The organism is Collinsella sp. (assembly GCF_052346665.1).
In the GTDB taxonomy this organism is placed as follows: domain Bacteria; phylum Actinomycetota; class Coriobacteriia; order Coriobacteriales; family Coriobacteriaceae; genus Collinsella.
Genome location: NZ_DAWDUX010000010.1, coordinates 42,010 through 55,220, shown reverse-complemented (window position 1 = coordinate 55,220; position 13,211 = coordinate 42,010). Strand labels below are relative to the sequence as shown.

At 62.3% G+C, this 13,211-nt stretch carries 11 protein-coding genes and 1 tRNA gene; all 12 read left to right on the top strand.

Annotated elements, in window-relative coordinates; translation table 11 throughout:
* A partial coding sequence (locus ACT8II_RS03095) for a DegV family protein (RefSeq protein WP_443812981.1) occupies positions 1-662 on the top strand: 662 nt, incomplete at its 5' end.
* A gap of 71 nt (positions 663-733) precedes the next feature.
* Complete coding sequence (locus tag ACT8II_RS03090; protein ID WP_304291427.1) at positions 734-1,849, top strand: NAD(P)-dependent oxidoreductase; 1,116 nt, start codon at positions 734-736, stop codon at positions 1,847-1,849.
* Positions 1,850-1,855: 6 nt separating this feature from the next.
* Entirely contained in the window at positions 1,856-2,272 is a 417-nt protein-coding gene (locus ACT8II_RS03085; protein WP_302741291.1) for a hypothetical protein, read from the top strand.
* A 59-nt stretch (positions 2,273-2,331) separates the two neighbouring features.
* Entirely contained in the window at positions 2,332-3,027 is a 696-nt protein-coding gene (locus ACT8II_RS03080; protein ID WP_443812980.1) for a hypothetical protein, read from the top strand.
* 3 nt (positions 3,028-3,030) lie between these two features.
* Positions 3,031-4,116, top strand: coding sequence for an isocitrate/isopropylmalate dehydrogenase family protein (locus ACT8II_RS03075; protein WP_294122018.1), 1,086 nt, complete (start codon positions 3,031-3,033; stop codon positions 4,114-4,116).
* Positions 4,117-4,147: 31 nt separating this feature from the next.
* Complete coding sequence (locus tag ACT8II_RS03070) at positions 4,148-5,257, top strand: hypothetical protein (RefSeq protein WP_118652623.1); 1,110 nt, start codon at positions 4,148-4,150, stop codon at positions 5,255-5,257.
* A 188-nt stretch (positions 5,258-5,445) separates the two neighbouring features.
* Complete coding sequence (locus ACT8II_RS03065) at positions 5,446-6,255, top strand: purine-nucleoside phosphorylase (RefSeq protein ID WP_118652625.1); 810 nt, start codon at positions 5,446-5,448, stop codon at positions 6,253-6,255.
* Positions 6,256-6,483: 228 nt separating this feature from the next.
* A tRNA-Thr gene (locus tag ACT8II_RS03060) sits at positions 6,484-6,559 on the top strand.
* 295 nt (positions 6,560-6,854) lie between these two features.
* Positions 6,855-8,504: an amidohydrolase gene (locus ACT8II_RS03055; RefSeq protein WP_304291421.1), complete on the top strand. Its 1,650-nt coding sequence runs from the start codon at positions 6,855-6,857 to the stop codon at positions 8,502-8,504.
* A 335-nt stretch (positions 8,505-8,839) separates the two neighbouring features.
* Entirely contained in the window at positions 8,840-9,127 is a 288-nt protein-coding gene (groES, locus tag ACT8II_RS03050; protein ID WP_118652629.1) for a co-chaperone GroES, read from the top strand.
* Between the two features lie 121 nt (positions 9,128-9,248).
* A complete protein-coding gene (gene groL / locus ACT8II_RS03045) occupies positions 9,249-10,886 on the top strand; it encodes a chaperonin GroEL (protein ID WP_304291417.1) in 1,638 nt (545 codons plus the stop codon).
* 601 nt (positions 10,887-11,487) lie between these two features.
* A partial coding sequence (locus ACT8II_RS03040; RefSeq protein WP_443812979.1) for a LamG-like jellyroll fold domain-containing protein occupies positions 11,488-13,211 on the top strand: 1,724 nt, incomplete at its 3' end.

Sequence of the window (13,211 nt, the reverse complement as noted above, 5' to 3'; positions counted from 1 at the left end):
GCTTTACGAGCGCCCTGTCATCGAGCTACAACTCCGCGTGTCGGGCAGCCGAACAGGTGCGCGCGGAGCATCCCGATTTCGAGCTGTACGTCGTCGATAATGCTTTGCCGTGTTCGTGCGGCGAGCTGCTCGCCATGGAGGCTGTGCGCCAGCGTGCCGCGGGCTTGAACGCTCGCCAGCTCGCCGATTGGGCGGACGAAGCCAAGACATACGTCCACGGGTACTTTACGCTCGACGGGCTTGATGCCCTCGCTGCCGGTGGTCGCATTCCTCCTGCCGCCGCATCGCTCTCGTCCAAGCTGGATATCAAGCCCGAGCTATCCTTCGATCTTGCGGGCTCGCTATCGCTCATCGGCGTGAACCGCGGACGCAAGAAGGCGCTTAAGTCGCTTGTCAAATCGTTTAGGGAGAATTACGAGCTCGATCCCACGCTGCCCCTGACGATCGTATCGTCCGATGCCGAGAAGGACGCTGACTGGCTTGAGGCCGCCGTTCGTAAGGAGCCCGGTTGTGAGGACCTCACGATCTTGCGCGGATCGGTGGGGCCCACCATCGGTGCGCACGTTGGGCCGGGGATGGTGGCACTCGTCTTTTGGGGCAAGAACCGCGCCGAGAAGATATCGCTCACCGACCGTATTGCCAACCGCGTTCGCGGCGAGTAGCCCTCGCCACTATTCCCAAATGGCACACCCAAAAACATTGTTGAAAGACAGCCCTGTGAAGGAGTCGAGATATGTCTAAGAAGCTCAAGGTCGCGTTCATTGGTACCGGTATCATGGGCGCGCCCATTGCCGGCCACATCATGGATGCCGGCTATCCGCTCACCGTTTTCAACCGCACCAAGACCAAGGCAGAAGGTCTCATTGCCAAGGGAGCCACATGGGCGGATTCCCCGGCCGAGGCGGCCAAGGATGCAGATGTCGTCTTCACCATGGTCGGCTTCCCCACCGATGTTGAGGAGATCTACCTCGCCGGCGACGGCCTGCTTGCGACCGCCAAGGATGGGGCGTACCTCATCGACCTCACCACGAGCGCGCCCGAACTCGCCCGCGATATCGCCGGGGCCGCCGAGGTCTGCGGCAAGCACGCCTTCGACTGCCCCGTGACGGGAGGGGAGGGCGGCGCGATCGCCGGTACGCTCACGGCCATCGTGGGCGCGACCGAGCGCGACATCGAACCCGTTCGCGCGGTGCTTGAGACCTTCACCAGCAAGATTTTCTGCTTTGGCGGCGCGGGTAAGGGCCAGGCCGCAAAGCTCTCCAACCAGGTCGCACTTGCCAGCTCCATGGTGGGCATGGCCGACGCGCTGTCCTTCGCGCAGCAGAACGACCTCGACGTCGAGCAGGTCCGCGAGATGATCTGCTCCGGTACCGGTAGCACCGGTGCCATGATGGCTCTTGCCCCCAAGGCGCTCGATGGTGACTACAAGCCCGGTTTCCTGGTGGAGCACTTCCTCAAGGATCTGGGCCTTGCCCTCTCGGTTGCCGAAGAGAAGGAACTCGCGCTTCCCGGCGCCGACACCGCCTTCACCCTCTACGATATGCTCGACGCGATCGGTGGCGGGCGCATGGGCACCCAGGCGATCACCCTGCTGTACCAGGAGGAGGCGGATGCCGTGGCCGCCGGTCTGGACTGGTCGCTCTACACGGCAGCCCACGAGCACGACGAGGGCTGTGATTGCGGCTGCGATCACGATCACGAGGGGCACGGCCACGAGTGCTGCTGCGGCGGCGAGGGTCACGGCCACGGTGAGGGCCACGAGTGCCAGTGCGGCCATGGGCACGGCGAGGGTCACGGCCACGGTGAGGGCCACGAGTGCCAGTGCGGCCACGGCCACCACGAGGAGTAGGTGAAGATGCCGGCAGATTGGGCATTCGCCATCGTCAATGTATTGGTGTTCGGCTTTGCCGTCTACATTGGCTTCTTGCTCGGAGACGGCTGGGGCAAGCGCATCGTCACTGCCAAGGCCTACTGGCTCTGCAATCTCGGGATGCTCGTGGGTGTGGTGCTCTTGGTGACCCTCGTTGCGGTACCGCTTATCCAGGTGTGCGCCATGGGTGTGCTCGCGGGGGCAATCGCTGGGCTCAAGATGGGTTTTGGTGAGTCCGTCGGTCCCTGGAAGTGGCTTGATAACTTTATGGATGTCAACCGCCGTCATCGAAAGGTTGCCGAGAAGGGTAACGGCGAGGCGTATCGTCGCCGTCGTAAGACTGGCGAGGCGGGCCCCGACCTCATCTCGGTCGACAAGAAGGGCGCTTCCACCCGTGAATAAGCGCTCTGCGCTTTTGATAGTGTCGCGTTAGTTGGATAAGAAAGATACGAGGTATGCACATGGCAGAAGATTCCGCCGTCGAACTGACCCCCGAGGAGGCCGCGCGCCTTGCAAGCGCCGAGGGGAGCGCCGACGCCCTCTCCGCCCTCATTGAGGACCTGTCGAGCTCGAGCCGTCGTACGCGACAGCTTGCCGCCCGTGTGGTCAACCTGCTCGCCCAGCGCGACCCCGCACTCCTTGTGCCCTGCATTGAGCAGCTCATCGACGCGCTGTACCGCCCGGAGGCTCAGACCCGTTGGGAGATTCTCGACGCATTGACCCTGCTCGCCCCCGAGCACGCAAAGGAGTGCGGAGCCGCCTACGAGGGTGCCGAGTCGGCCCTGTTCGACGAGATCTCCGCCCCTCTACGCTTGTCCGCCTTCCGTTTCCTGACGGTGTGGGGCGCTACGGAGCGCCGTCGTTCCGAGAAGGTCTGGCCCATCATTGACGAGGCAATCCAGTGCTACCACGGTGACCTTGAGTACCGCGACATGCTCGCCCTGTTGTTCGCCTTTGCACACGGGCAAATCGCCGGCACCGTCGCCGCCGAGCTCGCCGGTCGCCTGCAGTTCGATGCCGAGAACGGCAAGGGGAGCTATCTGCGCGTGCGCTCGCGCGAGATATACGATGCGCTGGTTAAGCGCTTCAAGCTCGACAACCCGCAGAAAAAGGCCCGTGCCAAGAAGAGCGAAGCCGACGATGAGGACGAGGAGTAGACCATGGCCCACGATGTTGTGTTGATTCCCGGTGACGGTATCGGCCCCGAGATCACGAGCGCCATGCGCCGCGTGGTCGAGGCGACTGGCGTCCAGATCAATTGGAATGTGCAGAACGCCGGCGCCGGTGTGATGGATGAGTTTGGCACCCCGCTGCCCGAGCACGTCCTCGAGGCGGTGCGCGCCACCAAGGTCGCCATCAAGGGGCCCATCACCACTCCCGTGGGCACGGGTTTCCGCAGCGTCAACGTCGCCCTGCGCAAGGAGTTCGACCTGTACGCCTGTGTGCGCCCCTGCCTGTCGCAGCCCGGCGACGGCTCGCGCTACCGCGACGTCGACCTTGTTATCGTACGTGAGAACACCGAGGACCTCTATGCGGGCATCGAGTTTGACGAGGGTGCTCTCGAGGTGCAGAAGCTGAGCGAGCTCGTAGAGGCCTCCGGTCAGAAGACGTTCGCTCCCGATTCCGCCATCTCCATCAAGCCGATCTCCATCGCGCGCTGCAAGCGCATCGTGGAATACGCCTTCGAATACGCCCGTCGCTGCGGCCGCAAGAAGGTCACGTGCGTGCACAAGGCCAACATCATGAAGGCGACCGACGGCCTGTACCTGCGCATCGCGCGCGAGGTGGCCGAGCGCTACCCCGATATCGAGTTCAACGACAAGATCGTCGACGCGACGTGCATGGGCCTCGTCCAGGAGCCGCACGATTTCGACGTGCTCGTGTGCCTCAACCTCTACGGTGACATCGTGAGCGACCTGTGCGCCGGCCTGGTGGGTGGCCTCGGCATGGCCCCTGGTGCCAATATCGGCACCGAGGCTGCCATCTTTGAGCCCACGCATGGCAGCGCACCCGATATCGCCGGCAAGGATATCGCCAACCCCACGGCTGAGATTCTCTCCGCCGCGATGATGCTCGATCATCTGGGAGAGGGCGAGGCCGCCGAGAAGATCCGCGCCGCCGTTCGCGCCACGCTTGCCGAGGGCACGCAGGTTACGGGCGACGTGCAGCGCGCGCTCACCGGCAGCACCGAGGGAGCCGTGGGGACGCAGGCGTACGCCGACGCCGTCATCGCGCATATTTCGTAATACATTGCATCGATAGAAGGGAGCGGACCGCATGGGTCTGGTCATGAAGAAGGACGATTCCGAAGATAACGAGTACATTGACGGCATCGAGGTCATTGGTCAGGGCGAGGGGCCGGAGCCGGAGGCGGATGGTCCGTTCGTGGAGCTGCACGACGGTCCGACTGCAGAGGACATCTCGGGCAAGACCGCGGCGGCGGAGGCCGAGCGCGAGCTCGAAGCCGACCCCGAGCTGCTCGATGCCGCCGATGAGGATGCGGACGTTGAGCTCGATGCGGATTCCGACGGCGTCTCCACAACGAATGGATCTGCGGGCGGTCCGGGTAAGCGTCATAAGCTCTATATCGCCCTAGCCGTTATTGCCGTGGTCGCCGCCGCCATCGTGGGCTATGTGATTGGCTCGGGTGGATTCGGCCAGAAGGGGACGGGTTCCGCCACGCTCACCGAAGACCAGCTCGACACCACCGTCGCCGCCTGGACCATCGACGGCGGCACCCACAAGGTCTCTGCCCGCGAGGCCATCGAGAGCCAGTACAGCCTCGATAGCGTCAAGGGCGATGACGACACCTACCCTGCGCCCTCTGCCGAGGTCATCCTCTCCTATGCCCGCAACCAGGTGCTCCTTGCGGCAGCTGAGAAGCAGGGTCTGACCGTCGACGACTCCGAGCTCGCCGCGGCTGCCGAGCAGTCCCTGGGCACCTCCGATTTCGAGACGATTGCGAGCCAGTATCAGGTCACGGAGGAGCAGGCCCAGGATATCGTTCGTCAGCAGGCGACCATTCAAAAGCTCTACGGCACCATCGTGAAGAATGCTCCCGCCGCTCCAACTGCGCCCGAGGAGCCGGCGGACGGCGATAGCACGACGGCGACCGCCGACTACGCCGCCTATATCCTCGACCTCGCGGGAGATGAATGGGATGAGGAGGCTGGTGCGTGGGCCGACTCCGACGGTACGTACGCTACGGCGTTTAGTGGGGACGACTTTGACGGCCAGACTGCCACCTATGAGCAGGCGCAGAAGGCCTACGCCGCCGCGTATCAGGATTATGCGACTGAGGCCTCTAGCGCCAACCAGGATTGGACCGCGTACGTAAATGGCCTGTTTGCCAAGGCGAATATCACGCTCTATGGTCTGTTCGCTTAGATGTAGAGCCTCCATATGACCGCCCGGATGCCCGGTGCGCCGCTCACGGGTTTGCCCGAGGCGGCCGCCGGGCATCTTGCTATGCTGGGCATATGGTTCCCAAGGTGATCGCACGACTGCAAGATCGCGGTTCAGATCATGCACCCATGGTCCCCGCGCGTTCACCGGGTAAGAAGAAAGGACGACTCATGAGCGAGACGTTTGAGAAGATGACGGCACATTGCAAGCCCACCATGGAGCATCCCGTTGCGATTGTGTTGGGCAGCGGCCTTGGCTCTTTGGGTGAGCGGGTGCGCGTTGTGCGTCATATCCCGTACAGCGACATCGACGGATTTCCCCCCGAGGCGATTCCCGTTGAGGGCCATCGTTTCACGGTGCTCGTGGGTGAGCTCGATGGCGTTCCAGTGGTCGTGTACCCCGGCCGTGTTCATATGTATCAAGGATACGATGCCCTTCAGGTGACGTCCCTGGTTCGTCATGCCCATAAACTGGGATGCCGCAGCATTGTCTTGAGCTGTGCTTCGGGCGCGGTTGGCGACATCGCTCCGGGAACGGTCGGCATCATTAGCGACCAGCTGAACCTCACGGGGCGCAATCCGCTTGCAACGCCCGCCGGCGTCGCGGCAGCCGGACTCGATAGCCCCTTCGTTTCCATGGCGGGCGCGTATTCTTCGTATCTCTCCGGCTTGGCGCGCGAGGCGGCGGCGGAGCTGGGAATGGAACTCGCGGAAGGTACGTATGCCGGCTTGCTGGGCCCCAACTATGAGACGCCTGCGGAGGTTCGCATGCTCGATGCGCTCGGCGCCGACTACGTGGGAATGTCCACCGTGTGCGAGACGATTATGGCACGTGCGCTGGGCATGGAGGTGCTTGGCATTACGCTTGTGACCAATAAAGCGGGTTGCCCGGGTGGTGGGCATGCCGAAGTGCTCGAGGCGGCGGATGCCGCCTCTGATGCCATGCAAGCGCTCGCCCTCGGCGTGCTCGCACGCATGTAGCGTTTCCCCGGGTCGCGGTGCGGTTTGCCTCCAGTGTGTGTCCTAGGTTTTGGGCCTGCTTGCCACTGATGCGAGTCGGCTGGTCTCGGCACTTCCTGCGCCGTACTCGCGGCTTGCAATGCAATGGCAGATTTTTCTAGGAAGCGGCACTAGGGGCTTGCGCCGCCGACGGTTTCCACGTACTATAAACAACCGTCGGTATGGTCATGCCGTATCGCGCATGGAACCGCCAGCGTAGCTCAGTTGGCAGAGCACCGCTCTCGTAAAGCGGGGGTCACCGGTTCGAGCCCGGTCGCTGGCTCCATCGAAATCAGCAGGTCAGATGCTTCGCGCATCTGACCTGTTTTTTTCAGTCCACGCATCCCAAGATTCAACTTGTGCCTACCGGAACGCAACCCATGCCTACCGAGATTGCCTATGATTCTCTTCCATTTGAACGTGGGAAACGGCAGATAATCATAGGCAAACCCGATCGGGGCAGAGGTAGTTTGCGCCGGGGCATAGGCAAACCCGCCTTGGGCATAGGTGGTTTGCGTTTCCGGGGTATTTGCCCAACAATTTCAAGTAGATACAATCCGATATGTGGGCAGGAGCGCAAGATGGAAATCGGTCAGGTCGACTATGTGATCACATCTACCAGGGTGTTCACGAGTGAGGTGGGGGAGGACGCGGCGCGGCCCCTAGCGTTTGCCGTGGCAGGCGACCGCATCGTCGTCGTAGGCGCACCCGCCGACGTGATCGCCGCCTGCGTGCCCGACACGCCGGTGCTCGACTTCGGCGACGCCTTCATCTGCCCTGGCTTTCACGACGCCCACTTGCATTTCTTTCATACCGCGCTTGGCGCATCCCCGTACCTGCTCATGCACATGGGCGAAAGCGAGGCCGAACTCGTGGCGCGCACCGTTGAGTTCGCCGCTGGGCTGCCCGATCACGCCTGGGTGGTCACGCAGGGTTGGCGCGATTACCGTTGGGACCCACCCGTGCCGCCCACCAAGCACTCGCTCGATGAGGCGTTTCCCACTCGTCCGTGCGCGATGTACTCGGGCGACGGCCACACGCTGTGGATGAACACGCGCGCTCTCGAGGCCCTCGGCGTGAACCGCGATTCCGTGCCCCCGCAGGGCGGCAGCTATGACCGCGACGAGAACGGCGAGCTCACGGGCATCATCCGCGAGGCAGCTGCGATGGAACTGCTTCCTCGGTGCCTCGAATGGCTCACCGAGGAGGACATCGCCTCCGCTTACGAGGCTCAGATGCACCGCATGGCGGAGCAGGGAATCACCTCGATCTGCGATATGGCGCTCATGCCGCATCCCGGCTGCGACTTCATTCGCGACGATGTATACGAGAAGCTCTCGCGCGAGGGCAAGCTCACTCTGCGCGTGCACATGTACCCCACGCTACTGGACGACCAGTCGCGTCTGGAAGACCTGCAGGATCGTTATGCGGGCGACGAGTTCCCGTTTCTGCGTGCTCCGGGTTTCAAGCAGTTTTTCGACGGCGTGAGCAGCCAGCATACCGCGTGGCTGACCGAGCCGTACGCGAACGCACGGTTTGAGGGAGACTGCGGGCGCCCCACGGTGCCGGCCGACCGTATGCGCGAGCTAGTGCTGGCGGCCGCCGAGCGCGGTCACTCCGTGCGCATCCACACCATCGGCGACCGCGCCATCCACGAGGCGCTCGACATCTTTGAGGAGGCGCTGGCTTGGTACGGTGCTCCTATGCAGGGCCGTAACACGTTGGAGCACCTAGAGAACCTGCTGCCCGCGGACATCGATCGTTTGGCCGAGCTCGGCATTTTGGCGAGTTCCCAGCCCGGTCACATCACGCTGGACCCGGGTGGCCCCGAGCGCGACCTGGGCGAGGAGCGCAGCCGGGTCATGTGGCCCTTTGCGACTTATGAGGACCGCGGTGTTGAACAGGCCTTTGGCACCGATTCACCCATCACGGCCGTGACCAGCATGGACGTGCTGTACTGTGCCGTGACGCGCCAGGACCCGTTCACGCATGAGCCCGCGGGTGGATGGCTGCCGGGCGAGCGCATCAGCGCCGCCGAGGCCCTGCGCATCTACACTGCAGGCAGCGCCGCGGCGGTGGGCCGCGAGCACGAGCTCGGTCAAATTGCGCCCGGCTACCTGGCTGACTTCGTGGTGTTGGACCGCGACATCACCGCGTGCGGCCCGGAGGAGATCCAATCTGCGCAGGTGCTTGTCACCTACGTGGGTGGTCAACGGGTCTACGAGCGGTAAGGGTTGCCGAGGTGTTCTGCATGGATTGTCCATGCTCGTGAACGGTTAGCTAGCGGTGGGCGACTGGGGTTCATCGGCAAGATGCACGCCTTTGCGGACAATGTCCGGAAATGGGGTCAAAATGTCCTAAAACGCCTTCAGACGTCCGGAAAGCAATCGATGCTCGATCGCGTCCTTGCGATACCCAGTGAGCGCTCAGGAAATCTAAGTGCCGGTTTATAAGATTTTTTGAAGTTCCGTTGTATAACTTCTGGAAGCTGGGTACTATTCATCGCGTACACAAACCGCATGGGCCTTGGTGTGGAACCAAGGTGCCAGCAAAGGAGGAGACGAACATGTCTTTGAAGCCGCTTGCAGATCGCGTTCTGATCAAGCCCGACGCTGCTGAGCAGAAGACCGCTTCTGGCCTGTACATCGCCAGCAACGCCCAGGAGAAGCCGCAGCGCGGTACCGTCGTCGCCGTGGGCGCCGGCAAGCTCAACGACAAGGGCGAGCGCTTGCCGCTCGACGTTCACGAGGGCGATGTTGTCATCTACGGCAAGTTCGGTGGCAACGAGATCAAGGTCGACGGTGAGGACTACCTCCTCATGCGCGCCGACGACATCTACGCCGTCGTCGAGTAGCATCTCCGGACCTCAATTTAGTGCCTGTCCCTAAATTGAGGCGTGGTACTCGTTCTCGCCGCTGCGGTGCGCGACTCAGCCGCAGACGGCATGCAATTTCACCCATTTGGAGGATTGAACAATGGCAAAGAACATTACGTTCGACACCGACGCCCGCGCCAAGCTCGCCAAGGGCGTCAACACCCTGGCCGACGCCGTCACCGTCACCATGGGCCCCAAGGGCCGCTATGTGGCACTGCAGCGCTCCTTCGGCGCTCCCACCATCACCAACGACGGCGTCTCCGTCGCCAAGGAGATCGAGCTCGAGGATAACATCGAGAACATGGGCGCTCAGCTGGTGAAGGAGGTTGCCACCAAGACCAACGACACCGTGGGTGACGGCACCACCACCGCCACGCTGCTGGCCCAGGCCATCGTCAACGACGGCCTCAAGAACGTCGCCGCCGGCGCCAACCCGCTCGCCATCCGCCGCGGTATCGACAAGGCCGTCAACGCCGCCGTCGCCGAGATGAAGGCCCTCGCCAAGCCGGTCGAGACCAAGGAGCAGATCGCGTCCGTCGGCACCATTTCCGCCGGCGACCCCGAGGTCGGCGCCAAGATCGCCGACGCCATGGACGTTGTGGGCAAGGACGGCGTCATCACCGTCGAGGACTCCCAGACCTTCGATATCACCATCGACACCGTCGAGGGCATGCAGTTCGATAAGGGCTACGTCTCCGCGTACTTCGTCACGGACAACGACCGCATGGAGGCCGTGATGAAGGATCCCTACATCCTCATCACCGACCAGAAGATCTCCAACGTCCAGGACATCATGCCCGTGCTCGAGGCCGTCTCCCGCGCCGGCAAGGGTCTGCTCATCATCGCCGAGGACATCGACGGCGAGGCTCTGCCGACGCTCGTCCTGAACAAGATCCGCGGCGCCCTCAACGTCTGCGCCGTGAAGGCTCCTGGTTACGGCGATCGTCGCAAGCGCATGCTCGAGGACATCGCCGTCCTCACTGGCGGCCAGGCAGCCCTCGACGAGCTCGGCATCAAGGTCGCCGACATCACCGCCGAGATGCTCGGTACCGCCAAGAGCGTGACCATCACCAAGGACAACACCACCATCGTCGACGGCGCCGGCTCCAAGGAGGCCATCGCCGACCGCGTGGCCGCCATCAAGGGCGAGATGGAGCACACCGACTCCGAGTTCGACCGTGAGAAGCTCCAGGAGCGCCTCGCCAAGCTTTCCGGCGGCGTTGCCGTCATCAAGGTCGGCGCCGCTACCGAGACCGAGCTCAAGGAGATCAAGCACCGCGTCGAGGACGCCCTGCAGGCCACCCGCGCGGCCGTCGAGGAGGGCATCGTCGCTGGCGGCGGTGTCGCCTTCATGGACGCCCTGCCCGCGCTTGAGGGTCTCGAGGTCTCTGACCCCGAGGAGCAGATCGGTATCGACATCATCAAGAAGGCGCTCACCGCTCCGGTGGCTACCATCGCCAAGAACGCTGGTTACGAGGGCGCCGTCATCGTGGACAAGGTCTCCGAGCTCCCCGCGGGCGAGGGCCTGAACTCCGCCAACGGCGAGTGGGGCAACATGATCGACATGGGCGTGCTCGACCCGGTCAAGGTCACCCGTACCACTCTGCAGAACGCAGCCTCCGTGGCGAGCCTCATCCTCATCACCGAGGCCACCGTCACCGACGTGCCGAAGAACACCCAGCTCGAGGACGCCATCGCGGCTGCCACCGCGGGTGCCCAGGGCGGCGGCATGTACTAAGCCGTAAGGCCTAAACTCCCACCGGAATCCCCCGGCGGTTCCACGCGAACGTCCTCGGCCTGCGGCCTGCGGAATGTTCGCTTAGGAATCCGCCGGGGGATTCCTGCGTTTTCGGCCTTGCATGGGCTGTGGTGGGGGAGGGGCGCTTTAGGGTCTATGCGTTCTGCCCTACATCTTGCGTATCGTTGCTCGAGAACGGGGCGGCTTCGTCATGTTCGTCGGCATTTTAAACGGCGTCGTTTTGTCGAACATACTGGACAAAAACTGGGTATTTTTGTCCAGTATGTTCGACAGGATGGCAGACGAACGATTCACGAGATGCCCTCCTCTTGACATGGAGAGGGGGTTATATGTGTTTGAAGATGTTCGACTGGTTTGAACAATCTAATGCTGCGCATCTATCTCTTGTTGCGCATTCCCCATGTGCTGCTTTGATTTAAAACACCATTAATTCCAGCACAATAAACTCCCTCCATTTCAACCTACCGTTGCGATGGAATTACCGACCGTTAATCGAAATGCGGACATATTGTTCGAAAATGTTCGTTACATTGGGCCGGATATGCTGGGCTGCGCATGCAGCAAGGTTGATGGGAGACAGATGGGAAGAAGGCAGAGCTTCGAGATGGCGGGGCGTCCGTTATTTCGCAACCTGTTAGGGCGTCCGCGTCATGTGATCGCGTACGCGCTCGCGGGCGTCGCGGTCACGGCGACGTGCGTGTTTGCGGTCCCTCCGGCGATGGCGGAACAAACGGTGACGCCCCAGACCGCCCAAGGCTACTGGTCGTTTGAAAAGAAGGGCGAGGACGGCACCTACGTCAACGAGGGCACCAAGAAGGATCTCAAGCTGACGGTAAGCGGCGAGGGCGCAAAGGTCGAGGCGAGTGATCTAACGGCGCTCGGCGACTCGCTCAGTCTGGCCGATAAGACCAAGGACTTCGATGTCAGCGTCGATAAGGCCGTTGACTCTCAGCAGAAGTACTCCATCTCGTTGTGGGTCAAGTCCGATGACAAGAACCCTGGCGAGAAGACAGCGTTGCTCCAGTTCGCCGATCAAGGCCGTACGCTCTTGTATCAGCGCGCTAATGGCGAGTTCGTCTCGTACGTCGGTGGTAACGATATTCCTTTGGGCAACGATCCCAAGCGCGGCAGCTGGGAGCACCTCGTTCTTACTAAAACTGGCGATCCCCGCAATGTGACGCTTTATGTGAATGGTCAAAAGACGGGCGCAGGCGCTTGGTCGGAGAATCTTCCCGCCGGCATGATGAAGCTCATCATCGGCGAGCACAAGAACCCCAACGATATGTCCCGCTTCCAAGGGAAAATCGACGAGCTGTGCGTCTTCGATACCGTCCTGACCGAGCAGCAGGTCAAACAGCTCTATGCCTCGTACGGCGACATCACCATCGCCGACGAGCTCGCGCGCGATGTTGAAGCTGCGCAAAAGCTTTACGACGACGCCTCTACCAAGGACGCTGCCGAGTACCAGTCTCTCAAGGTCGCTATCGACAAGGCGAATGCTGCCATAGAGGGCAAGGACGTCGAGGCCATGAAGGCTGCCAAGGCCGAGCTGGCCGCTTCAGTCGCCGCCGTGCGCGCGCTGGGTGCCACAATCAACATCGACCCGTCCGCCGTGGGCCGCGACATCGATGATTCGCTCTTTGGCATCAACCATCGGTATTCCAACTACGGCTATGGCACCGTGAACGCGGACGGCACCGTTAAGGACGACTTCGCCGCGCTCTACAAGCAGGCGGGCTTTGGCTCCCTGCGCTACCCGGGCGGCACAATCTCCAATAACTACGTGTGGACCGAGTCCATTGGCGACCTCGATCCCAGCACCAAAGAGATTGAGCGCACCCCGCAGATCCACGGCTTCTATAACAACCAGGGCCAGGCGGGCTTTATACCTGCGTTCGGCCTGCTCGAGGTCGCAGAGTTCGCGGAGCAGATGAACTCCGAGATCATCATGGTCTACGGCATCGGCCGCGGTGACGCGCTCGACGCCGCCGACATGGTCGAGTTCCTGAACGCCGAGCAGGGTACCAACCCCAATGGTGGTGTTGCTTGGGCCGATAAGCGCGCTGAGCTCGGCCATCCCGAACCCTTCGGCATCCGTTATTTCGAGATCGGCAATGAGAACAACCAGGGCGGCGATGACGGCACTGCCTCGCAGCAGTATTGGATGCCCAACGTCAACGGTGGTGCCCTTGAGGGCTATGTGGACGGTGGCACCGCGACCTTCAACAAGCAGTACGCCGTCATTCGTGGCGATTGGAACGTCGCCAAGTCTTACTCCACGGGTGAGAAGAACCAGGAATTCGC